Origin of the sequence: Streptomyces sp. NPDC002054 (assembly GCF_040296685.1) — a bacterium.
Lineage (GTDB): Bacteria > Actinomycetota > Actinomycetes > Streptomycetales > Streptomycetaceae > Streptomyces.
This window is the reverse complement of record NZ_JBEOXT010000009.1, coordinates 158098-179960: the sequence shown is the minus strand read 5'-3', so window position 1 is coordinate 179960 and position 21863 is coordinate 158098. Positions and strand designations below refer to the sequence as shown.

The following is a 21863-nucleotide window of genomic DNA, read 5'->3' as shown; positions in this document are numbered from 1 at the left end:
CTCGGGCACCGGTAGCCTGACCGCTCACTCGGAGTCGGAGAGGGACGGCGGAGAGGCAACGGAGAGGACCATGCGGTGATCACCCACCAGCGGCCCGCCACGGCGACGGCGACGACGGCCGGACTGCGCGAACGCAAGAAGCAGCGCACCCGGGACGCCCTGCTCCGCTCCGCCCTCCTGCTCTTCACCTCCCAGGGCTACGACCAGACGACCGTCGACGAGATCACCGAGGCCGTCGCGGTCTCCCAGCGCACCTTCTTCCGGTACTTCGCCAACAAGGAGGAGGCCGCCTTCGCGGTCCAGGACCTGGTCGAGGCGCACTTCGTGGCCGCGCTGGCGGCCCGGCCCGCCGCCGAGGGCCCCATGGAGGCCCTCCGGAACGCCGTGCTCACCGCCTGGGACACCCTCGAGGAGGCGATCTCCGATGTGGTCCCGGTCGAGCTGCACATGCGCGCCTACCGGCTGATCGAGTCCACTCCCGCACTGCTCGCCGTCCACCTGCGCCGGTCCACCGAGCTGGAGGAGCGGACCGCCCTGCTGATCGCCCGCCGGGAGGGCCTGGACGTGGACACCGACCCGCGCCCCCGGGTGGCGGTGGCCGCCTTCTCCGGGGTGATCCGGATGACCGGACGGCTGTGGGGGCGGGGCGAGGACACCAGCGTGGCGGCGATCCGGCGGATGACGGAGGAGTGCCTGGACCAGATCGGTCCGGCCCTCGCGGCCGGCTGGCACGGCACGTCGGCCTGACGAACGACACACCCCCCGGGGACGTGAGTCCCGCCACCCTGTGCACCATGTCCGGTAAACGTCTCCTAGGGTATTTCCCAGTGAACGTGTCCGGCCCCGCCCATCATCTCCCTGCCTCCCCCACCACCCTGCGCGCCCTGCTGGCGCTCGCGGTGGTGTTCGTCATGCTGGCGATCACCGGGTGGACCAGCGTGTACCGGCCCGAGGCGGGGGTCTCCCCGCGGGCAGCCGCCCTCGCCGACTGGGCCGGGGCCCGGGCCGGCGGCCGGCCGGTGCCGCCCGCCGATGCCCCGGTGCGGACGGTCGCGCGGTTCTTCGCGAGCCTCGACGAGACGCAGCGGGCCCGGCTCGCCGACTCGTACCCGCTGGTGGTCGGCAACCTGGGCGGGGTGCCCGCGCCGGTGCGCTACCGGGCCAACCGGGTCGCCCTCGACACCGCGCGCGCGGTGGAACGGACCCGGGCGCAGGACGTCCGGCTCTCGCCGGCCGCCCGTACCGAGGCGGGCCGGCGGGTGCACCGCTTCGGATCGATGTTGACGGCCGGGCGGCAGATCCTCGCCTTCGACCCGACCGGTGGCGGACGGGCCGCCGAGGTGTTCGGCGATCTCGACCGGGCTCGCCGGGTCTCCGTGGTGGTCCCCGGCGTCGACACCAACCTGCTGACGTTCGAGCGGACGGCACGCCGCTGGTCCGCCCCGGTGGGAATGGCCGAATCGCTGTACGCCGCCCAGCGCGCGGCGGCTCCGGGCCTGCCGACCGCGGTGATCGCCTGGGCCGACTACACCGCGCCGGACGGCCTCGGGGTGGACTCGGCCACCGGCCGGATGGCCGTGGACGGCGGGGTGCGGCTGGACGCCCTCACCGCTGCGCTGCCCTCGGGGGCCACCACGGCCCTGTTCTGCCACAGCTACGGCTCCGTGGTCTGCGGGGTGGCCGCGGCCAGGCTGCCGCGCCGGGTGACCGACATCGTGGTGGCGGGCAGCCCGGGCATGCGGGCCGAGAACGTGGACGAGCTGGGCAGCACGGCCAGGGTCTGGGCGACCCGGGCAGCGGGCGACTGGATCGCGGACGTGCCGCACCTGGAGGTCGGCGGCGTGGGCCACGGCGCGGACCCGATGTCCGGGGACTTCGGGGCGAGGCTGCTGTCCTCGGCCGGAGCGAAGAACCACACCGGCTATTTCGCGCCAGGCAGTGTCTCGGTGGACAACTTCGCCAAAATCGGAACCGGCTCATTCGGTTCCGTGGAGTGCGCACCGGAGGATGAGGCGTGCCTCCGGGGTATTTCCGGGACAGAAGCGGACTGACGCGGGTAGAGGCCGGGGAATCGTCAGGAAACCGGTCTTGGCAGCGAGGCTCCCGGTCGGGGCCGCCGCCCTTTAACATGGCCCGCATGGGTGACGTACTGGCCGGAAATCATGCCGTCTGGGAGTTCGACTCGGACTCGGTGCTCATCCGCTTCGCACGGGGGATCAGGACACGGCGACTGTGGAACGCGCTCGGGGAGCGGCGTATCCCGTACGAGGCGCTGTCCGGGCTGAGCCTGACTCCGGGCAAGCGGGACACCAGCGTGCTGCGAGCCGCGCCGAGACCGGGCGCGGACCCGTTGATGGAGCTCGCCGACGGGCAGCTCAAGGAGGTCTGCGACCCGTACCGGCTGGTGCTGCCGGGCGACCGGGCTCCGCTGGCCGCTTCCCTGATCGAAGCGGTGCGCCCGGAGCTGGGGCCTGCCGAGGAGGCGCCGTCCTTCCTGGTGGAGGTGCCGGAGCCGCCGCTGGTGCTCAAGGCGTACGACGCGCGGGCCGTTTTCGACGGCTCCAGCGTTGCGTTCCGCTGGTCCCGTACGGGCGCCAGCAGCACCAAGTGGAAGGCCGGGGACCGGGAGTACCCGCTGACCGCGCTGAGCGGGGTGGAGTGGCACTCCCCGGAGCGGCCGGGCGGCCATCTGCGGCTGCGGCTGCGGGATGGCGACGGCGGCGGCCCGGGGGTCGCGCCGGACCAGGATCCGGCCGCGGTGGTCTTCGCGGTGGGCTACGGGGCGGTGCACGAGTCGTTGCCGTTCGCGGCGGCGGTGCTGGCTGCGGTGCGGGCGCGGACGCCGGTGGCTTCGGTGCCGGCGGCGCGGGTGTCGCCGGAAGCTTCGGACCGGATGCGGCACTTGAGTGAGCTGCATGGGGCGGGGCTGCTGACGGACGCGGAGTACGCGGCCCTGAGGGATCGTTTCTCCACCGAACCCGACTGACCCCGGGGGCCGGGGCGGGCCGCTGCGCGGGGGCGGGCTGAGCGGGGCCGGCCCGGGCCGGGGCCGAGCCCGGCTGCCCCTGGGGCCGGGGCCGGGCCCCGTGCGCGGAGCCGGGCCGGGCCGGGCCGGGGGGCCGGGCTGCGCGGGGGCGAGGCCGCTGCGCGGAGCCTTCCCCCACCCCGCCCCTTCCCGAAACCGGGGCTCCGCCCCGGACCCCTGCGGTGCCCGGGCTTCGCCCGGCACCTTCTGGGGCTCCGCCCCCGACCCCGTTGGGGCTGCGCCCCGCACCCCTCGGGGCACCGCCCCGGACCCGTTGCGCTGCCCGGGCTTCACCCGGCGCCCCTTCCGGGGCTGCGCCCCCACCCCGTTGGGGCTGCGCCCCGGGACCCTTCCCGGGCTCCGCCCCGCACCCCTCGGGGCGCGCCCCAGCGCCCTGCGGTGCCCGGGCTTCGCCCGGCACCCTTCCGGGGCTCCGCCCCAGACCCCGTTGGGGCTCCGCCCGGGCCCCGGGGGCCTACTCTCGGGCCGCCGAGGTGGAGCTCATGTCCGGGTAGCGGTCGCCCGAGACCTTGGTGGCCAGGGGTTCCAGGGACGTCAGGTCCGACGGGGTCAGGGTGATGCGGGTGGCTGCGACGTTCTCCGCCAGGCGGGTGCGGTGGCGGGTGCCCGGGATCGGGATCACGGTCAGGCCGTGGACCGCGGCCTGCTGGTGCACCCAGGCCAGCGCGATCTGCGCCGGGGTGGCCCCGTGGGCCGTCGCGATCTCCCGGACCGGGGCCAGCAGGGCCGCATTGGACCGGGCGTTGTCGCCGGTGAACCGGGGCTGGAAGCGCCGGAAGTCGCCGGCCTCCAGGTCGGCCCCTGCATCCGCGAACGCCCCGGTCAAAAAGCCCCGCCCGAGCGGCGAGTACGGCACGAAGGCCACCCCCAGCTCCGCCGCCGCGGCCACCGCGCTGCGCTCCACGTCCCGGCTGAACAGCGACCACTCCGACTGCAGCGCCGCGATCGGGTGCACCGCGTGCGCCTCGCGCAGCTCCGCGCCCGTGACCTCGCTCAGGCCCAGGTGCCGCACCTTGCCCTCGGCCACCAGCTCGGCCATCGCCCCCACCGACTCGGCCAGCGGCACCGCCGGGTCCCGCCGGTGCATGTAGTACAGGTCGATGGTCTCGATGCCCAGCCGCTTCAGGCTGGCCTCCACCGCCTGCCGCACGTACCGCCGGTCGTTGCGGATGCCCCGGTGGTGCGGGTCGTCGGTGCGCTCGATGGCGAACTTCGTCGCCAGCACCACCTCGTCCCGGTGCGCGGCCAGGAACGGCGCCAGGAACTCCTCGTTCCGTCCGCGGCCGTAGATGTCCGCCGTGTCCAGCAGGGTGACCCCGGCCTCCAGGGCCGCGTCCAGGGTGTCCCGGGCCGCCGCCTCGTCCGTGTCGCCGTAGAACTCGCTCATGCCCATGCAGCCGAGGCCCTGGACGCCGACCGTCGGGCCGTCCGTCCCCAGTTGCGCCCGCCCGATCTCGGTCCCTATTCCGTTACTGCCCATTACAGGTCCTCCCCGCGTACGTTCCGATCTTGAGGTCCAGTACGGCGAGCGCGTCCGACAGTTCCGCGATCCGCGCCCGTACGTCGTCCCTGGTCCGTTCCAGCAGCTCCCGCCGTGCCTCGGAGGTGTGCTCGCCGGCCCGGACGAGTTCCGCGTACCGGACCATGTCCGCCACCGACATCCCGGTGGCCCGCAGCTTGCCCACGAAGGCAAGCCAGCCCAGGTCCCCGTCGGTGAACCGGCGCTGCCCGGAGTGCGACCGGTCCACCTGCGGCATCAGGCCGATCCGCTCGTACCAGCGCAAGGTGTGCTGGCTCAGACCGGTCCGGGCCTCGACCTCGCTGATGGTGTACCGCGTCTCCGTCAGGCTCATGGCGACCACGCTAAATCCTTGGAGTGCACTCCAAGCAAGTAGGCTCGGCGGCATGGAGAGCCTGGAGGGCCTGGAGAGCATGGAAAGTCTGCGCGTCATCGAGAACTGGCCGGTGCCGACCGCCGCCGCGGCCGTCGTCCGGGCGGACGGCAGCATCGCCGGTGCGCACGGACCGGTGGACCACCGCTTCCCGCTGGCCTCCGTCACCAAGCCGCTGACCGCGTACGCCGCCCTCGTCGCCCACGAAGAGGGCGCAGTCGAGCTTGACGAGCCGGCCGGCCCGGAGGGTTCGACGGTCCGTCACCTGCTGGCCCACACCAGCGGTCTGGCCTTCGACGAGCACCGCGCCATGGCCCCGGCCGGGCAGCGCAGGCTCTACTCCAACGCCGGCTTCGAGGTCCTCGGCGACCACATCGCCAAGGCCACCGGCATCCCGTTCCCCGAGTACCTCCAGCAGGCGGTGTTCGAGCCGCTGGGTATGACCTCGACCGCGCTGGAGGGTTCGCCGGCGAAGGACGGCGTGTCCACCGTCGCCGACCTGGTGCGGTTCGCCGCCGAGCTCCAGGCACCCCGGCTGCTCGACCCGTCGACGGTGGCCGAGGCCACCTCGGTGGTCCACCCGGGCCTCAAGGGAGTGCTGCCCGGCTACGGGATCCAGTCCCCCAACGACTGGGGCCTCGGCATGGAGATCCGCGACGGCAAGTCCCCGCACTGGACCGGATCCGGCTCTTCGCCGCGCACCTTCGGGCACTTCGGCCAGTCCGGCACCTTCCTGTGGGTGGACCCGCAGGCCGGCGCCGCCTGCGTGGCGCTGACCGACCGCGCGTTCGGCCCGTGGGCGGTCGAGGCCTGGCCGCCGTTCACCGACGGAGTGCTGGCGGAGCTCACGCGTTCCGCCTGACGGCCGGCCATCACCACCGACGGCATCGTCTACCTGAAGGACTGAACGGCTGAACGGAGCCGTCGGTTCAGGGCAGTTCCCAGATCAGCAGTTCGCCCGGGGACCCGGCCAGGATCTCCAGCTCCGCCGTCCCGGTGATCCGCACCGAGTCCCCGGGCCCCAGCTCCGTCCCGTCCAGCCGCAGGTCCCCGCGCACCACGTGCACGTACACCCGGGGAGCGGCCGGTACGGCGATCCGCTCGCCCGCGCCCGGCCGCCGTACGTGCAGCACCGCCGAGGCGGCCGGCAGCGCGTACGGCGTGTCGTCCGCGATCCCGCGGACGATCCCGTACGAGGGCTCCGCGCCGGCCGGCGCCGCAGCCGCGGCCTCGGCGTTCGGCGCCAGCCACATCTGGACGAACCGCAGCGGCTCCGTGCCCTCGTTGCGCTCGATGTGCCGCACCCCGCCGGCCGCGCTCAGGTGCTGGAGGTCGCCGGGCCGGACGGTGCCGGTGTGACCGGCCGTGTCCTTGTGCGTCAGCTCGCCCTCGACCACCCAGGTGATGATCTCCGTGTGGCTGTGCGGGTGCTCGTCGAAGCCCGCGCCCGGGGCCAGTCTCTCCTCGTTGACCGCGAGGACCGGACCGAACCGCAGATTGTCCGGGTCGTAGAAACTCCCGAAGGAGAACGCGTGCCGGGTGTCGATCCCGGCCGTCTCGTCCCCGCCCCGGTATCGGTCCGCGCCACGGCGTACTTCCATCATGACCGCCACGGTAGCGGGCCCCGGGCCTCCGCCCGGCCGCCCGGATAAGGCAGTCTTGTCCCGTGCCCCAACCCGAACGTGAGCATTCCCCCGAGCACGCGCCCGCGCACCTGCCCGCGCAGCCCGCCCATCCGCACACCGCGACGCTGCGCCGGCTGGAGAAGTCCTCCGGGCGGCTGGCCGCGAACGCGATCGCCCGTATGGACGAGACGCTGCCGTGGTACCGGGCGATGCCCCCGGAGAACCGGTCCTGGATCGGCCTGGTCGCCCAGGCCGGCATCGCCGCGTTCACCGAGTGGTTCCGGCACCCCGAGACCCCGCAGGCGATCTCGACCGATGTCTTCGGCACGGCTCCGCGCGAGCTGACCCGGGCGATCACCCTGCGCCAGACCGTGGAGATGGTCCGGACGACCATCGAGGTCATGGAAACGGCCATCGAGGAGGTCGCGGCGCCGGGCGACGAGTCGATCCTGCGCGAGGCCCTCCTGGTGTACGCCCGGGAGATCGCCTTCGCCACCGCCCAGGTGTACGCGCAGGCCGCCGAGGCGCGCGGCGCCTGGGACGCCCGGCTGGAGTCGCTGGTGGTCAACGCGGTGCTGTCCGGGGAGGCCGACGAGGGCGCCCTGTCCCGGGCCGCGGCGCTGGGCTGGAACTCGCCCGAGCATGTGTGCGTGGTGCTGGGCACGGCGCCGGACGGGGACAGCGAACTGACCGTCGAGGCGATCCGGCGGGCCTCCCGACACGCCAAACTCCAGGTGCTCACCGGGGTGCTCGGCGACCGGCTCGTGGTCATCGCCGGTGGCAGCGACAACCCGCTCCAGGTCGCGAAATCGCTGATCGGGCCGTTCGCGGCCGGACCGGTGGTGGCCGGACCGGTGGTGCCGGACCTGATGGCAGCGACCCGGTCCGCGCAGGCGGCGGCGGCCGGTCTGAAGGCCTGCTCGGCCTGGCAGGACGCGCCCCGGCCGGTCCTTGCGGACGATCTTCTGCCGGAGCGCGCCATCGCCTCCGACCCTTCGGCGCGCGAGCAGTTGGTGGAGGAGATCTACAGACCGCTTGAAGAAGCGGGCTCAGCTTTGCTTGAGACGCTCAGCGTCTATCTGGAGCAGGCGAGCAGCCTCGAAGGTGCAGCTCGGATGCTGTTTGTGCACCCCAACACCGTGCGCTACCGGCTCCGACGTGTGACCGACGTCACCGGCTGGTCACCCTCCGATGTCCGCTCAGCGTTCACTCTGCGGATCGCGCTGATTCTCGGGCGTCTGGCCGACGGAGATCAGCAGTCCTAGACTTTTGTCGGACATCAACAATTCCCCCGACCGTTCTTCGTCCCTGTCCCCACGGGCGGGGCGGACCGAACACAAGAGAGAGTGTGAGGGTGCTCGTACTCGTCGCTCCCGGCCAAGGCGCTCAGACGCCCGGCTTCCTGACCCCCTGGCTCGAACTGCCCGGCGCCGCCGAACGTGTCGCCGCCTGGTCCGAGGCCATTGAGCTCGACCTTGCCCACTTCGGTACGAAGGCGGACGCGGACGAGATCCGCGACACCGCGGTGGCGCAGCCGCTGTTGGTGGCCGCCGGACTGCTGGCCGCCGCCCAGCTCGACGGCATCACGCCCGGCGCCGTCGCCGGTCACAGCGTCGGCGAGATCACGGCCGCCGCGTACGCCGGTGTGCTGAGCGAGGCCGACGCGCTGTCCTTCGTCCGCACCCGCGGGCTGGGCATGGCGGAGGCCGCCAAGATCACGCCGACCGGTATGTCCGCGGTGCTCGGCGGCGACCAGGACGTGGTCGTCGCGCACCTGGAGAAGCTGGGGCTGACCCCGGCCAACATCAACGGCGCCGGACAGATCGTGGCCGCCGGTACCGAGGAGCAGTTGGCCGCCCTGGCGGCCGACAAGCCCGAGGGCAGCATGAAGGTCGTCGCCCTCAAGGTCGCGGGCGCCTTCCACACGCACCACATGGCGCCCGCGGTGGCCCGGCTGGAGGAGGCCGCGCAGGCCCTCACCACCGCCGACCCGGCTGTCGCGTACATCTCCAACAAGGACGGTCAGGCCGTCGCCACGGGCGCCGAGGTCGTCGCCCGCCTGGTCGGCCAGGTCGCCAACCCGGTCCGCTGGGACCTGTGCATGGAGACCTTCGCCGGACTCGGCGTCACCGGGATCATCGAGCTGTGCCCCGGTGGCACCCTGACGGGGCTGGCCAAGCGCGCCCTCAAGGGCGTCCCCTCCGTGGCCCTCAAGACCCCGGACGACCTCGAGCAGGCCAAGGCGCTCGTCGCCTCGCTCACGGTCTGACAGAAGGAGCCCACACAGCATGTCGAAGATCAAGCCTGCCAAGGGCTCCCCCTACGCGCGCATCCTCGGGGTCGGCGGTTACCGACCGACCCGGGTGGTGCCCAACGAGGTGATCCTGGAGACGATCGACTCGTCCGACGAGTGGATCCGCTCCCGTTCCGGTATCGCCACCCGCCACTGGGCCTCCCCGCAGGAGACCGTGGCGGCGATGTCGGTGGAGGCGTCGGGCAAGGCTCTGGCCGACGCCGGGATCTCCCCGGAGCAGATCGGTGCCGTGATCGTCTCGACGGTCTCGCACTTCAAGCAGACCCCGGCGGTGGCGACCGAGATCGCCGACCGGATCGGCGCGGGCAAGCCCGCCGCGTTCGACATCTCGGCGGGCTGTGCGGGCTTCGGCTACGGCCTCACCCTGGCCAAGGGCCTGGTCGTAGAGGGATCCGCCGAGTACGTGCTGGTCATCGGCGTGGAGCGGCTCTCGGACCTGACCGACCTGGAGGACCGCGCGACGGCCTTCCTGTTCGGTGACGGCGCCGGTGCCGTGGTCGTCGGCCCCTCGGCGGAGCCGGCCATCGGCCCCACGGTGTGGGGTTCGGAGGGCGACAAGTCCGAGACCATCAAGCAGACCGTGCCCTGGGACCAGTACCGCGGCGCCGACGGCGGCGAGAAGTTCCCGGCCATCACCCAGGAGGGCCAGGCGGTGTTCCGCTGGGCCGTCTTCGAGATGGCCAAGGTGGCCCAGCAGGCGCTCGACGCGGCCGGGATCACCGCAGACGACCTGGACGTCTTCATTCCGCACCAGGCAAACATGCGGATCATCGACTCGATGGTGAAGACTCTGAAGCTGCCGGAGCACGTCACGGTCGCCCGCGACGTGGAAACCACCGGCAACACCTCGGCCGCCTCGATCCCGCTCGCGATGGAGCGGCTCCTGGCGACCGGAGCGGCGAAGAGCGGCGACACCGCACTCGTCATCGGCTTCGGGGCGGGACTCGTCTACGCCGCGACGGTCGTTACCCTCCCCTAGGGCCGGGGGATCGTTCCCCGCCCGAGATCTACCCAGACAGCTAGAGAAGGAGCGCCACATGGCCGCCACGCAGGAAGAGATCGTCAAGGGCCTCGCCGAGATCGTGAACGAGATCGCCGGTATCCCGGTCGAGGACGTTCAGCTCGAGAAGTCCTTCACCGACGACCTGGACGTCGACTCGCTGTCCATGGTCGAGGTCGTCGTCGCCGCCGAAGAGCGCTTCGACGTGAAGATCCCCGACGAGGACGTCAAGAACCTGAAGACCGTCGGCGACGCCGCGGAGTACATCCTCAAGCACCAGGGCTAAGCCCGACGAGCGTTTGTCGCCACCTGGCGGTGGCGCCGTGACAATTCAGCACCCTCTACACGTGGAGAAAGAATTCCTGTGAGCCCGACCAATCGCACCGTGGTCGTCACCGGTATCGGCGCAACCACTCCGCTGGGTGGCGACAGCGCATCGACCTGGGAAGGTCTGCTCGCCGGCCGTTCCGGAGTGAAGCCCCTGGAGGGCGAGCGCTTCGCCGAACTGCCGGTCCGCATCGCTGCGCCGGCCGCCGTCGACCCGAGTGAGGTCCTGCCCCGGCCGCTGGCCCGCAAGCTGGACCGCTCGGCGCAGTTCGCGCTGATCGCCGCCAAGGAGGCGTGGGCCGACGCCGGCTACACCGCTCCGGCGGGCGAGGACGCCTCGATCGCCCCCGAGCGCCTGGGCACCGTGATCGCCTCCGGCATCGGCGGCGTCACCACCCTGCTCGACCAGTACGACGTACTGAAGGAAAAGGGTGTGCGCCGGGTTTCCCCGCACACCGTCCCCATGCTCATGCCGAACGGCCCCTCCGCCAACGTCGGCCTGGAGGTGAACGCCCAGGCGGGCGTGCACACCCCGGTCTCCGCGTGTGCCTCGGGTGCCGAAGCCATCGGTTACGCCGTCGAGATGATCCGTACCGGCCGGGCCGACGTGGTCGTCGCGGGCGGCACCGAGGCGGCGATCCACCCGCTGCCGATCGCCGCGTTCGCCAACATGATGGCGATGTCCAAGAACAACGAGGAGCCCACCAAGGCCTCCCGCCCGTACGACAAGGGCCGTGACGGCTTCGTCCTCGGCGAGGGCGCGGGTGTCGTGGTGCTGGAGTCCGCCGAGCACGCCGCCGCGCGCGGTGCCCGGGTGTACTGCGAGGTGCTGGGCCAGGGCCTGTCGGCCGACTCGCACCACATCGCGCAGCCGGAGCCGACGGGCCGCGGTGTCGCGGCTGCGGTGCAGAACCTGCTCGACAACACGGGCCTGAAGCCGGCCGAGGTGGTCCACCTCAACGCGCACGCCACGTCCACCCCGCAGGGCGACATCGCCGAGATCAAGGCGCTGCGCAAGGTGCTGGGGGACGACCTCGACCACGTGGCGATCTCCGCCACCAAGTCGATGACCGGTCACCTGCTGGGCGGCGCGGGCGGTATCGAGACCGTCGCGACCGTGCTGGCGCTGCACCACCGGATCGCCCCGCCGACCATCAACGTGGACGAGCTGGACGAGGACATCGACGCGGACATCGTGGTCGGCGAGCCGCGCAAGCTGCCGGCCGACGGCCAGATCGCCGCGATCAACAACTCCTTCGGCTTCGGCGGCCACAACGTCACCCTGGCGTTCCGTACCGTCTGAACCGTGTGAGACGTACGAGAAGGCCCCCGCCCGGGGAACCGGGCGGGGGCCTTCTGCGTGCTCAGACCACCTGGTGGAGCCAGCGCACGGGGGCGCCCTCGCCCGCGTACCGGAAGGGCTCCAGCTCGTCGTCCCAGGGCTTGCCGAGCAGCTTGGCGATCTCCCCCTCCAGTTCGGTCTCGCCGCGTGCGGACCGGGCGAGGGCGGCACGCAGCCGGTCCTCGGGGATCAGGATGTCGCCGTGCATTCCGGTGACGGCGTGGAAGATCCCCAGCTCCGGGGTGGAGCTGTAGCGTTCGCCCTCGGCGGTGGGGCAGGGTTCGGCGGTGACCTCGAAGCGCAGCAGGTGCCAGCCGCGCAGGGCGGAGGCGAGCTTCGAGGCGGTGCCGGGCTCGGCCTGCCAGGAGAACTCGGCTCTCCAGGTGCCCGGGGAGGCGGGCTGCCTGATCCAGTCGAGGTTCACCCGTACTCCGAGCACGCCCGCGACCGCCCATTCCACATGCGGGCAGAGCGCGCGCGGGGCGGAATGCACGTACAGAACTCCACGTGTCGTCACCGGGACCTCCAGTGTGGGACGAGGTCGGGAAGAAACTCCTGAAAACGGACAGTATGTGACGTGATGTAATTTACCGGAAACGATCAGATATTGCGTTACGGGCCCCGCGGCCGAAACGCCACGGGAAAAAGCTACCGTGCGCTGGGGGTCCCGGTGTGACGTACGGTCGGACCTGGGCCAGGGAAACACGGAGCTTTCACTCGGCGGGGCGTCCAGGGATGCACCGGCGAGGATGAGGGAGGGGAGCACGCGATGCGCACCACCACCGAGCGCCGGCGTGCGCGGAGGGCCTTCGCGGGTGCGGCGGCGGCAGCAGTTGTCCTGGTGGGGGCGGTGACCGGCTGTCAGAGCGGGGGCAGCGCGGCCGGCGGGGAACAGGGCGCGCAGAGCGCCGCGCGCCCCTCCCCCTCCCCCACCCCGCGCTGGAACACCTCGCCGGCGTCCATCGCCGCTGTGGGTGACTCCATCACCCGTGGTTTCGATGCCTGTTCGGTCCTCGCGGACTGCCCGGAGGCCTCCTGGGCCACCGGGGACGACCCGGAGGTGCACTCCCTCGCCAGCCGGCTGCTGGGCACCACCGAGGCCCCGTCGCGCAGCTGGAACCTCGCCGCCACCGGCTCCCGGATGGCGGACCTGCCCGCGCAGCTGTCGGCGGCGGCCGGGCACCGGCCGGACCTGGTCACGGTGATGGTCGGGTCGAACGACGCCTGCCGTCCGACGGCTTCGGCGATGACGCCGGTGGCGGAGTTCCGGGCCGATTTCGAGAAGGGGCTGGCGGAACTGCGCAAGACCGCTCCGAAGGCCCAGGTGTATGTCTCCAGCGTGCCGGATCTGCTGCGGCTGTGGGAGACCGGCAAGGACAGCCCGCTGGGCCGGCAGATCTGGAAGCTGGGGATCTGCCCGTCGATGCTGGCGGACGCGGAGTCGGTGAAGCCGGCCGCGGTGGCCCGACGCGAGCAGGTGCGGGCGCGGGTGGTGGCGTACAACGAGATCCTGCGCGAGGTGTGCGCCAAGGACACGCTGTGCCGTTGGGACGGGGGCGCGGTGTTCCAGTACCCCTTCTCGGTGGAGCAGTTGAGCCGGTGGGACTGGTTCCATCCCGGCAAGAACGGGCAGGCCCGGCTCGCGGAGCTGGCGCACCGGCAGGTGACGGCGGTCGAGCCGCCGATCTAGGAACCGGGGGGGACCGGGAGAGGTTGTCAGGTGCCGCTCCCGGTCCGGTTCACGGGTGATTTCCGGCCATCCCGGGATCACAGCTCGAGGGTGGCCCTCAGCCGGGTGTCGGCGTAGGAGTGGCTCGCCCGGACCTCGTAGCGCCCGCCGATCCGCTGCCAGCCGGCGGCCTCCTCGTCCCAGATCTCGAAGGCCCGGGCGGGCAGCGCGATCTCGGCCTCGACGCTTTCGCCGGGGGCCGCCTGGACGCCCGCGAACGCGGCCAGCCAGGCGGCCGGGCGGCCGTGGGTGTCCCCGTCCGGGGCCAGGTAGACCTGGACCACCTCGCGGCCGGGGCGGCTGCCGGTGTTGGTGAGGCGGACCCGGGCGGTGCTGCCGGTGACCTCCAGGGATTCGTACGCCCAGTCGGTGTAGCCGAGTCCGTGGCCGAAGGCGTAGGCGGGCTCGATGCCGTGGCGCTCGTAGGCCCGGTAGCCGATGAACAGGCCTTCGCGGTACTCCAGCCGGCCCTCCGTCGGGACCACCTCGGTCACCGGCGCGTCGGCGAGCACGGCCGGCCAGGTGGTGGGCAGCCGCCCGCCCGGCTCGGCGGCCCCGAGCAGTACGTCGGCCAGCGCGGCCCCGCCCTCCTGGCCGGGGAACCAGGTCAGCAGCACTGCGGCGACCTCCTCGCGCCAGGGCAGTTCCACCGGGGCGCCGGCGTTCACGACCACCACGGTGTTCGGGTTGACCGCGGCCACGGCCCGGACCAGGTCGTCCTGACGGCCCGGCAGGGCCAGGTCCTTGCGGTCGAAGCCCTCGGACTCCACGCGCTCGGTGGTGGCGACGACCACGACGGCGGTGTCCGCGGCCCGGGCGGCGGCCACGGCCTCGGCGATCAGCTCGTCGGCATCCCGCCGCGGCCCGAGGTGGAGCAGCGAGAACATGATCGCCTTGAGGGGCAGTGCGCTGGTGTCGGGCACCCGGAAGAGCAGGGAGACCTCGGTGGGCTCGGCCGCGGTGAGGTGGACCCGGCCCCGCTCGCTGGGGGCGCCGAAGAAGGCCTCGAAGGGGTCGGCCTCATTGCCCATCTGCTGGACGCCGTCCCACAGCACCGTGCCGCCGACGGAGAGGATGAAGGCGCCCAGTCCGCGGGTGCCGAAGGCGTGCTCGCCGGTCTCGCGCGGGGTGAAGGTGCCGGTGACCTCGATGGTCGCCATGGTCTCGTACGTGGCACCGGCCGGCAGGTCCTCCCCGATCCACTGCACCTGGCCGGAGGGCAGGCTGCCCTCGCCGAGCACGGCGCCGGAGGCGTCCCGGCAGACGGCGCGCAGGACGAAGCCCCGGTCGGCGGGGGTGAGTTCATCGCTGGGGTCGGCACCCACGGCGTAGTCGAGGGTGCCGGGCGGGAGGGCGGCGGTGAGGCCCTCGAGCGGGGAGACCACCCGCTCGGGGAAGACGGTGGCGGATCCGCCACCGAGTACGCGGGCATCGCGGGCGGCGGCGCCGATGAGGGCGACCGTACGGCCCGGCCTGGCGTCCAGCGGCAGGGCGCCGCCCTCGTTGCGGACCAGGACCATGCCGCGGGCGGCGATCTCCCGGGCCAGCGCCTGCCCGTCCACGGCCGGCGGGGTGCCGGTGACCACGGCGGGGGCGCCGTCCAGCAGGCCGACCCGGGCGGCCAGCCGCAGCACATTGCGGACGGCCTCGTCCACGGCGCTCTCCGGGACCGTGCCGGACCGGACGGATTCGGCGAGGGCGGGCCCGTACACGGTCTGCGGGCCGGGCATGGCCACGTCCAGCCCGCCGAGGATGCCGCGGGTGGTGGACCGGGCGGCCATCCAGTCGGAGACGTTGAAGCCGTCGAAGCCCCATGTGCCGCGCAGCACTTCGCCCACCAGGTGGCGGTGCTCGGTCATGGTGGTGCCGTTGACCTGGTTATAGGCCGTCATGATGCCCCAGGGGTGGGCGTTCCTGACGATCGCTTCGAAGGGTGCCAGGTAGAGCTCGTGCAGCGGACGCGGGGCGATGACGCTGTCGACGGTGAACCGCTCGGTCTCGGCGTCGTTGCCGACGAAATGCTTGACGGTGGTGCCCACCCCGCCTTCCTGGACGCCCCGGACATAGCCGGTGCCGGTCTCGCCGGTGAGGTGCGGATCCTCGGAGTAGCACTCGAAGTGGCGGCCACCGAGCGGCGACCGCTGCAGGTTGACGGTGGGGGCGAGCAGGACGTGGACGCCCTTGCGGCGGGCCTCCTGGGCGAGCAGCCGACCGGCCCGGCGGGCCGTCTCGGGGTCCCAGGCGGCGGCGAGCGCGGTCGGGGAGGGCAGGGCGACCGAGGGGTCGTCGGCGGTCCAGCGGACCCCGCGGACCCCGATCGGGCCGTCGGACATCACGAGGGACGCCAGGCCGATCTCGGGGACGGTCGGCAGGGTCCACATGTCCTGGCCGGCCAGCAGCCGGGCCTTGGTGTCGAGGTCGAGCTTGCCGAGCGCGGCTTCCACGGCGTCGTTGCGGATCTGATCGGCATCGGTCACGGCCGAGCCTCCTCATCGGGTGCTGTGCGGGGTGGCCCCATCGTGGACCGATTGCCTGGCGATCGGTAGGCTTTGTCATCCAGTCGTGATATTCGCGGTCTACGGATGCCGTACGGTCCTTCTGACGAGGACGAGAGGACGCGAGGACGCGAATGCCGAGGGCCAGGAGCGAGGAGCGGCGGGGCGAGATCGTGCGCGCCGCCCTCGAAGTGATCGCGGAACGCGGCTACCGGGGTGCCTCCCTGAACACGGTCGCGGAGCGGGTGGGCCTCACCCAGCAGGGCCTGCTGCACTACTTCCCGACCAAGGAGGCCCTGCTCGTCGCGGTGCTGGAGGAACGCGACCGGTGGGACACCGGCGGCGGCTCCCGCACCGCGGCCGGGCAGTGGCGGCTGGACCTGCTGGCCTCGCTGGTCGACTACAACGCGATGCGGCCGGGCATCGTGCAGACCTTCTCGGCCCTGCTGGGCGAGAGCGTGACGGAGGGTCACCCGGCCCGGGAGTTCTTCACAGACCGCTACGCCCAGGTCCGCGCCGAGATGGCGGCGGTGCTGCGCGCCGAGTTCGGCGACCGGCTGCCCTCCGGCCTCACGCCGGAGGCGGCGGCCCCGCTGCTGACGGCGGTCATGGACGGACTCCAGTACCAGTGGCTGCTGGATCCGGCCGCGGTGGACATGCCGGCCGCCTTCCGGGCCTTCGTCACCCTGTTGCAGGGCTCCGCCCCCGCCTGACCAGGTGCATCCGGGCGGGCCGGCCGTGTCGGTCGTGGGCCGGGCGGGGCCCGTGCGGCACGGTGGGCGCGGTGGGCGGCCGTGCGGACCGGGCGGCCCCCGGAGCGCGCGTGAGGGGTTGGCATGACCGACGACGGCACCTCCCGGACGAGCCGCCGGACACTCCTGCTGGCCGCCGGGTCGGCCGGGCTCGCCGGCCTGGCCGGGCTGGCGACGGCCTGTGCCGGCCCGGCCGGATCCGGCGAAGCGGCCCGGCAGCCCGCGGGTCCGGCGGGGCGCGCCTCGGCCGGCGGCACCCCGGGCTGCGTCCTGACCCCGGAGTCGGGCGAGGGACCGTACTACGTCGCCAAGGAGCGGATCCGCTCGGACATCACGGAGGGGCAGGCCGGGATGCCGCTGCGGCTGGAGCTGACGGTGGTCGGGATGGGCTCGGGCTGCCGGCCGATGCCGGGGGTCGAGATCGACGTCTGGCAGGCCGACTCCAGGGGTCTGTACTCCGAGGGCAAGGCCGCCTACCTCCGCGGCACCCAGGTCACCGACAGCGCCGGCCGCTGCGTGTTCCGGACGATCGTCCCGGGCTGGTACGCGGGGCTGGCCCCGCACATCCACTTCAAGGTCCGCCCCGATGCCCGCAGCCACACGACCTCGGTGTTCTACCTCCCCGAGGACATGCTGCTGAAGGTGTACGCGGCCCAGCCGTACGCCCGCCGCAAGGCCCCGGCCCAGCCCAACGGCCGGGACTCCCGCTACCGGGCGAACGGCCGCGCCATGACCCTGTCCCCGGTCACGGACGGCGCCGGCTACCGCGCCGCGTTCACGGTGGGCATCGCCTGAGCGGCGCGTCATCATGGGCCCATGAAGATCGCCGTGGCCCAACTGTCCTGTGTCCCCGCCGACATACCCGCCAACACCGCCCGCGCCGTCGAGCTGGCCCGGCAGGCCGGCGCGGCGGGCGCCGAGCTGGTCGTCTTCCCGGAGCTCACCCTCACCGGCTACGAACTGCCCGCCCTGGCCGCCGATCCAGGGCTGTGGGTGCACCCGGACGATCCCCGGCTCGACCCGGTCCGCGCCACCGGGGTGGCCGTGGTGGTCAACGCCGCGCTGCGCACCGACGGCCCGCGGCCGGCCATCGGCACGCTGGTGTACGACACTTCGGGCGCGCTGGTCACCACGTACGCCAAGCAGCACCTGTTCGGGCAGGAGCAGGAGGTGTTCGCGGCCGGCGACCGGGACGGCCGCTTCGAACTCGGCGGGCTCCGCTTCGGCCTGGCCGTCTGCTACGACAACCACTTCCCGGAGCTGTGCCGCCGGGGCGCGGCGGACGGCTGCCAGGTGCACCTGGCGAGCTCCCTGTACGGCACCGGCGACGGGGTCGGCGAGCGGGCCGCCGTCTACCCGGGCATCGCCCGGGACCACGGCCTGTACGTGGCCCTCGCCAACCACGTCGGCCCGGCCGGCCCCTGGACGGGCTGCGGTCGCTCGGCGGTCTGGGCGCCGGGCGGCGCGCTGCTCGCCGAGGCGGACGACCGTACCGAGTCCGTGGCCGTCGCCGAGATCCCCGGAGGCTAGGCCGTCGCTTCCGGGACGAGGTGCTTGCCGCCCCAGGCTCCGAGGGGGGCCAGCGCCTCGTTCAGTTCTGCGCCGAGCGGGGTGAGCGAGTACTCCACCCGCGGCGGGACCTCGTCGTGGGCCTCGCGGTGGAGGATGCCGTCCGTCTCCAGTTCGCGCAGCTGCGCCGCGAGGACCTTCTCGGTGACCCCCGGGATCATCCGGCGGAGCTCCCCGAAGCGCCGGGGCCGCTCATCCAGCGCCCACAGGATGAGCACCTTCCACTTGCCGCTGATGATCTCCATGGCCGCGTCGATGCCGCAGTGCCTGGCCCCCGGCCGGTGCGCCGTCATCGCCCTACCCCCTTCCGACCTGCACGCTCACCCCAGGGTAAGCACCCACTTCGAAGTGCGTACTTGAGCACCCTGCGGTCCGGATCAAGGCTAAGGGGCATGACCGACACCACGGGGAAGACCCGCATCTCGCTGCTCGGGCTCGGTGCCATGGGCACCGCGCTCGCCCGGACCTGGCTCGCCGCCGGGCACCAGCTGACCGTATGGAACCGCACGGCCGCCAAGGCCGCCGCACTGGCCGGCGAGGGGGCCGCGGTCGCGGCGAGCCCCGCCGAGGCGGTGGCGGCGGGCGACCTCATCGTGCTGTGCCTGCTGGACGACGCCTCGGTCGGACAGGCCCTGGACGGGGTCGACCTGGCCGGCCGGGACCTGGTGAACCTGACCACCGGCACGCCCGCCGAGGGGCGGGCGCGGGCCGCCTGGGCCGAGGCCCGCGGGGCCCGGTTCGTGGACGGCGGCATCATGGCCGTACCGCCGATGATCGGCGTTCCGGAGGCCGGCGGGTACGTGTTCTACAGCGGGTCCCGCGAGGCCTTCGAGGCGCACCGGGCCGCCCTGGAGGTGCCGGCCGGCGCCCGCTTCGTGGGCACCGACCCGGGCTTTGCGGCCCTGTACGACGTGGCCCTGCTGAGCGCGATGAGCGGCCTGTTCGCCGGGATGACACACGCATACGCGCTGGTCCGCGACGAGAAGGTCGACATGGCGGGCTTCTCGGCGCTGCTCACCGAGTGGCTGGCGGCGATGGCGCCCTTCTACGTCGCCTCCGACGGGGCGGCCTCCGAGGACGCCAACCTGGAGATGCAGGCCGCAGGAAACCGGACCCTGCTGCGCACGGCCGCCGAGCAGGGGGTCCCCTCCGAGCTGCTCGACCCCTACTTCCGGCTCATGGAGAGGCAGGTGGCGGCCGGCGAGCCGGATGCCGTGGCGCTGCTGCGCCGCCCGGACGGGGCCTAGTAGCCGGCCGGGGGCGGGCCGAAGCCCGGGGAGGTCTCCGGGCCCTGGGCCGACGGCCAGGTCTGGGCGGGGGCGGTCCCCTGCGCGGGGGCCTCGGGCCAGGCCTGGGCGGGAGTGTGCCCCGCGGCAGCCTCGGGCTCGGCGGCGGGGCCGGTCTCCGGCTCCTCCGGCAGCAGGTCCCGGGCCAGCAGGGTGGCGCCCGCCACCGCGCCCGGCATCAGGAAGACCGCGACCAGCGGGACCAGGAAGGCCAGCACCAGCGGGACCCCGAAGCCGAGGGCCAGCCCGCGGCGGCCACGCAGCAGGGCGAGCCTGCGGTTCAGGTCGACGTCCCGGCGCTGGAGGGCCACGGCGGTGAGTTCGAGGGTGAGGAAGAAGCCGGAGACGCAGAAGCCGACGACCGGGATCACGGTCTGGCCGAGGAGCGGAACGAAGCCGAGGGCGAAGAGCAGGATGCCGTAGAGCACCACCCGGCCGAGCACCCGCAGGCTGTCCCGGAGCGAGATCCACAGCTCCTGGGCCAGGGAGCGGCCGGACTCCGGGACGGTACCGCCCTCGCTGCGCTCGACCTGCCCGGAGAGGGATTCGTAGAAGGGCTCGCCGATCAGCAGGGTCACGGCGGTGAAGGTGATCACCGCGAGGAACAGGCCGAGGCTGAAGAGCAGGGCGGTCAGGAATCCGCGGAAGAGGCCGCCCCACGGGGAGGACCAGTCGTCCGCGAACGGGGTGGCCCAGCCGACCATGTCGTCGGCGCCGAAGCCGAGTCCGGTCAGTGCCGCCGCGTACAGGACGAAGGCCACCAGCCCGGGCAGCAGCCCGAATCCGAACCACCGGCCGTGCCGGAACACCCACTTCTGTCCGGCCAGCAGATAGCCGAACCCCCCACCGAAATCACGCATGGCTGCAGCTTACGGCGAAGGCCGCACCCCCGGTCGGGGGGTGCGGCCTTCGGTCAAGCGGGTCAAGCGGGTCACGCGGGCAGGCGTCAGGCGACGGCGAGCTCGACGGTGATGTTGCCGCGGGTGGCCTTGGAGTACGGGCACACCTGGTGGGCCTTCTCGACGAGGTCCTTCGCGCGCTCCTGGTCCACGGTCGGGATGGAGGCGACGATCTTGACGATGATGCCGAAGCCGTCGTCGTTCTTGCCGATGCCGACCTCGGCGGTCACGGTGGCGCCGGTGATGTCGGCGTTCTCGTTGCGGGCGACGACACCGAGCGCACCCTGGAAGCAGGCGCTGTAGCCGGCGGCGAACAGCTGCTCCGGGTTGGTGCCGGCGCCGCTGCCGCCCATCTCCTTCGGCGGGTTCACGACGACCTCGAGCTGACCGTCGTTGGAGGCGACCCGGCCGTCACGGCCGTTCTCGGCGGTGGCGACAGCGGTGTAGAGCACGTCGGACTGCTGGATGGACATGTAAGGAAATCCTCCTGATGTGCGCCGCGACTCGCGCCCACGGGTCGTGGCGGTGTGGGGAGAGCCTAACCGGTGAAAGAAACGATCATCTTTCCGGTGTTCTCGCCGCGCAGCATTCCGAGGAAGGCGTCGACCCCGTTCTCGATGCCCTCGACGACCGTCTCGTCGTACCGCAGCTCGCCGGAGCGCAGCCAGCCGGCCACGTCCTTGACGAACTGGTCCTTCAGTCCCCAGTGGTCGTTGACCAGGATGCCCTGGAGCCGCAGCCGCTTGCCGATGATCGCCATCATGTTGCGCGGGCCGGGGGCCGGCTCGGTGTCGTTGTACCCGGCGATGGCACCGCAGAGGGTGGCGCGGCCGTGCAGCTTGAGGGAGCCGATGGCCGCCTCCAGGTGGTCGCCGCCGACGTTGTCGAAGTAGACGTCGATGCCGTCCGGCGCCGCTTCCTTCAGCTGCTCGGCCACGGGCGCGGCCTTGTAGTTGAAGGCGGCATCAAAACCGTACTTCTCGGTGAGCAGCTTCACCTTCTCGTCCGAGCCGGCCGAGCCGATGACCCGCGAGGCACCCTTGATCTTCGCGAATTGGCCGACGAGGCTGCCGACCGCGCCCGCCGCGCCGGACACGAACACCGCGTCGCCCTCCTTGAAAGAGGCCGTCTCGAACAGGCCGGCGTAGGCGGTCATGCCCGGCATGCCGAGGACGCCGAGGTACGCCGAGAGCGGCGCGAGGGAGCCGTCCACCTTGGTGGCCTGCCCCGCCTCCACGTCGGCGTACTCGCGCCAGCCCAGGCCGTGCAGCACATGGTCGCCCACCTCGAAGCCCTCGGCGGCGGAGGCGATGACCTCGCCGACCGCGCCGCCGTCCATCGGGCGGTCCAGCCCGAAGGGCGGGATGTACGACTTCACGTCGTTCATCCGGCCGCGCATGTAGGGGTCGACGGACATGTGCAGGTTGCGCACCAGGATGTGGCCGGGCGCGGGGGCGGTGACCGGTACCTCGCGCAGGGCGAAGTCGGCGGCGGTCGGCCAGCCCTGCGGGCGGGCGACCAGGTGCCACTCGCGGCTGACGGCAGGAAGAGCGGAAAGGTCGGACATGCGAGGCTCCCGATCGAAGG

Annotated in this window: 23 protein-coding genes; 14 read left to right on the top strand and 9 right to left on the bottom strand. The window is 72.8% G+C overall.

From position 1 onward, the window contains the following. The first annotated feature begins 78 nt into the window (after nucleotides 1–78). The 3 genes from ABT123_RS11160 to ABT123_RS11150 all read left to right on the top strand — a co-directional run bounded on the left by ABT123_RS11160 (nucleotide 79) and on the right by ABT123_RS11150 (nucleotide 2986). Complete coding sequence (locus tag ABT123_RS11160) at nucleotides 79–747, top strand: TetR family transcriptional regulator (protein ID WP_351312124.1); 669 nt, start codon at nucleotides 79–81, stop codon at nucleotides 745–747. A gap of 164 nt (nucleotides 748–911) precedes the next feature. After that, the gene (locus ABT123_RS11155; RefSeq protein ID WP_351312122.1) at nucleotides 912–2051 is read left to right on the top strand and encodes an alpha/beta hydrolase; all 1140 of its coding nucleotides are present in this window, start codon (nucleotides 912–914) and stop codon (nucleotides 2049–2051) included. A gap of 86 nt (nucleotides 2052–2137) precedes the next feature. After that, a complete protein-coding gene (locus ABT123_RS11150) occupies nucleotides 2138–2986 on the top strand; it encodes a DUF4429 domain-containing protein (RefSeq protein WP_351312025.1) in 849 nt (282 codons plus the stop codon). Nucleotides 2987–3500: 514 nt separating this feature from the next. Here the strand turns inward: ABT123_RS11150 and ABT123_RS11145 are convergent. Both ABT123_RS11145 and ABT123_RS11140 read right to left on the bottom strand, forming a co-directional pair. Beyond that, nucleotides 3501–4526, bottom strand: a complete 1026-nt coding sequence (locus tag ABT123_RS11145) for an aldo/keto reductase (protein ID WP_351312023.1) — start codon at nucleotides 4524–4526, stop codon at nucleotides 3501–3503. Next, nucleotides 4516–4899 carry a MerR family transcriptional regulator gene (locus ABT123_RS11140; protein WP_351312021.1) on the bottom strand — a complete coding sequence of 128 codons (384 nt, stop codon included), beginning with the start codon at nucleotides 4897–4899 and terminating at the stop codon, nucleotides 4516–4518. Before ABT123_RS11140 ends, ABT123_RS11145 begins: the two co-directional genes overlap by 11 nt. A gap of 79 nt (nucleotides 4900–4978) precedes the next feature. On the opposite strand from ABT123_RS11140, the gene ABT123_RS11135 reads away from it, so the two are divergent. After that, on the top strand, nucleotides 4979–5800 hold the full coding sequence (locus tag ABT123_RS11135; RefSeq protein WP_351312120.1) for a serine hydrolase domain-containing protein: 822 nt from the start codon (nucleotides 4979–4981) through the stop codon (nucleotides 5798–5800). A gap of 67 nt (nucleotides 5801–5867) precedes the next feature. On the opposite strand, the gene ABT123_RS11130 is transcribed toward ABT123_RS11135, so the two are convergent. Next, the gene (locus ABT123_RS11130; protein ID WP_351312019.1) at nucleotides 5868–6542 is read right to left on the bottom strand and encodes a pirin family protein; all 675 of its coding nucleotides are present in this window, start codon (nucleotides 6540–6542) and stop codon (nucleotides 5868–5870) included. 62 nt (nucleotides 6543–6604) lie between these two features. On the opposite strand from ABT123_RS11130, the gene ABT123_RS11125 reads away from it, so the two are divergent. The 5 genes from ABT123_RS11125 (at nucleotide 6605) to fabF (ending at nucleotide 11507) form a co-directional block, all read left to right on the top strand. Next, nucleotides 6605–7828, top strand: coding sequence for a PucR family transcriptional regulator (locus ABT123_RS11125; RefSeq protein ID WP_502970929.1), 1224 nt, complete (start codon nucleotides 6605–6607; stop codon nucleotides 7826–7828). An 89-nt stretch (nucleotides 7829–7917) separates the two neighbouring features. Then, nucleotides 7918–8832 (top strand): ACP S-malonyltransferase, encoded by a 915-nt coding sequence (locus ABT123_RS11120; RefSeq protein ID WP_351312017.1) that lies wholly within the window; start codon nucleotides 7918–7920, stop codon nucleotides 8830–8832. A 19-nt stretch (nucleotides 8833–8851) separates the two neighbouring features. Continuing rightward, complete coding sequence (locus tag ABT123_RS11115) at nucleotides 8852–9856, top strand: ketoacyl-ACP synthase III (RefSeq protein ID WP_351312015.1); 1005 nt, start codon at nucleotides 8852–8854, stop codon at nucleotides 9854–9856. Between the two features lie 58 nt (nucleotides 9857–9914). Next, nucleotides 9915–10163 carry an acyl carrier protein gene (locus ABT123_RS11110; RefSeq protein ID WP_351312014.1) on the top strand — a complete coding sequence of 83 codons (249 nt, stop codon included), beginning with the start codon at nucleotides 9915–9917 and terminating at the stop codon, nucleotides 10161–10163. A 78-nt stretch (nucleotides 10164–10241) separates the two neighbouring features. After that, nucleotides 10242–11507: a beta-ketoacyl-ACP synthase II gene (fabF, locus tag ABT123_RS11105; RefSeq protein ID WP_351312012.1), complete on the top strand. Its 1266-nt coding sequence runs from the start codon at nucleotides 10242–10244 to the stop codon at nucleotides 11505–11507. A gap of 61 nt (nucleotides 11508–11568) precedes the next feature. Here the strand turns inward: fabF and ABT123_RS11100 are convergent, their stop codons facing one another. After that, the gene (locus ABT123_RS11100; protein ID WP_351312011.1) at nucleotides 11569–12063 is read right to left on the bottom strand and encodes a DUF3145 domain-containing protein; all 495 of its coding nucleotides are present in this window, start codon (nucleotides 12061–12063) and stop codon (nucleotides 11569–11571) included. 252 nt (nucleotides 12064–12315) lie between these two features. Between ABT123_RS11100 and ABT123_RS11095 the strand changes: the two genes are divergently transcribed. Further along, the gene (locus ABT123_RS11095; RefSeq protein WP_351312010.1) at nucleotides 12316–13236 is read left to right on the top strand and encodes an SGNH/GDSL hydrolase family protein; all 921 of its coding nucleotides are present in this window, start codon (nucleotides 12316–12318) and stop codon (nucleotides 13234–13236) included. Nucleotides 13237–13313: 77 nt separating this feature from the next. Here the strand turns inward: ABT123_RS11095 and ABT123_RS11090 are convergent, their stop codons facing one another. Beyond that, a complete protein-coding gene (locus ABT123_RS11090) occupies nucleotides 13314–15752 on the bottom strand; it encodes a beta-glucosidase family protein (protein WP_351312008.1) in 2439 nt (812 codons plus the stop codon). A 152-nt stretch (nucleotides 15753–15904) separates the two neighbouring features. Between ABT123_RS11090 and ABT123_RS11085 the strand changes: the two genes are divergently transcribed. The 3 genes from ABT123_RS11085 to ABT123_RS11075 all read left to right on the top strand — a co-directional run bounded on the left by ABT123_RS11085 (nucleotide 15905) and on the right by ABT123_RS11075 (nucleotide 18052). Next, nucleotides 15905–16483 (top strand): TetR/AcrR family transcriptional regulator, encoded by a 579-nt coding sequence (locus tag ABT123_RS11085; protein ID WP_351312006.1) that lies wholly within the window; start codon nucleotides 15905–15907, stop codon nucleotides 16481–16483. A 123-nt stretch (nucleotides 16484–16606) separates the two neighbouring features. Continuing rightward, on the top strand, nucleotides 16607–17317 hold the full coding sequence (locus ABT123_RS11080; RefSeq protein ID WP_351312004.1) for a dioxygenase family protein: 711 nt from the start codon (nucleotides 16607–16609) through the stop codon (nucleotides 17315–17317). A 21-nt stretch (nucleotides 17318–17338) separates the two neighbouring features. After that, on the top strand, nucleotides 17339–18052 hold the full coding sequence (locus tag ABT123_RS11075) for a carbon-nitrogen hydrolase family protein (protein WP_351312002.1): 714 nt from the start codon (nucleotides 17339–17341) through the stop codon (nucleotides 18050–18052). On the opposite strand, the gene ABT123_RS11070 is transcribed toward ABT123_RS11075, so the two are convergent. Beyond that, nucleotides 18049–18384: a winged helix-turn-helix transcriptional regulator gene (locus tag ABT123_RS11070; protein ID WP_351312000.1), complete on the bottom strand. Its 336-nt coding sequence runs from the start codon at nucleotides 18382–18384 to the stop codon at nucleotides 18049–18051. The genes ABT123_RS11075 and ABT123_RS11070 overlap by 4 nt on opposite strands. A gap of 99 nt (nucleotides 18385–18483) precedes the next feature. Between ABT123_RS11070 and ABT123_RS11065 the strand changes: the two genes are divergently transcribed. After that, entirely contained in the window at nucleotides 18484–19338 is an 855-nt protein-coding gene (locus tag ABT123_RS11065; protein WP_351311999.1) for an NAD(P)-binding domain-containing protein, read from the top strand. Here ABT123_RS11065 and ABT123_RS11060 read toward each other — a convergent pair. The 3 genes from ABT123_RS11060 to ABT123_RS11050 all read right to left on the bottom strand — a co-directional run bounded on the left by ABT123_RS11060 (nucleotide 19335) and on the right by ABT123_RS11050 (nucleotide 21843). Then, nucleotides 19335–20237, bottom strand: a complete 903-nt coding sequence (locus ABT123_RS11060) for an EI24 domain-containing protein (RefSeq protein WP_351311997.1) — start codon at nucleotides 20235–20237, stop codon at nucleotides 19335–19337. The genes ABT123_RS11065 and ABT123_RS11060 overlap by 4 nt on opposite strands. A gap of 86 nt (nucleotides 20238–20323) precedes the next feature. Beyond that, a complete protein-coding gene (locus ABT123_RS11055) occupies nucleotides 20324–20749 on the bottom strand; it encodes an organic hydroperoxide resistance protein (protein WP_150209978.1) in 426 nt (141 codons plus the stop codon). Between the two features lie 65 nt (nucleotides 20750–20814). After that, nucleotides 20815–21843: an NADP-dependent oxidoreductase gene (locus ABT123_RS11050; RefSeq protein WP_351311995.1), complete on the bottom strand. Its 1029-nt coding sequence runs from the start codon at nucleotides 21841–21843 to the stop codon at nucleotides 20815–20817. Nucleotides 21844–21863 lie beyond the last annotated feature (20 nt).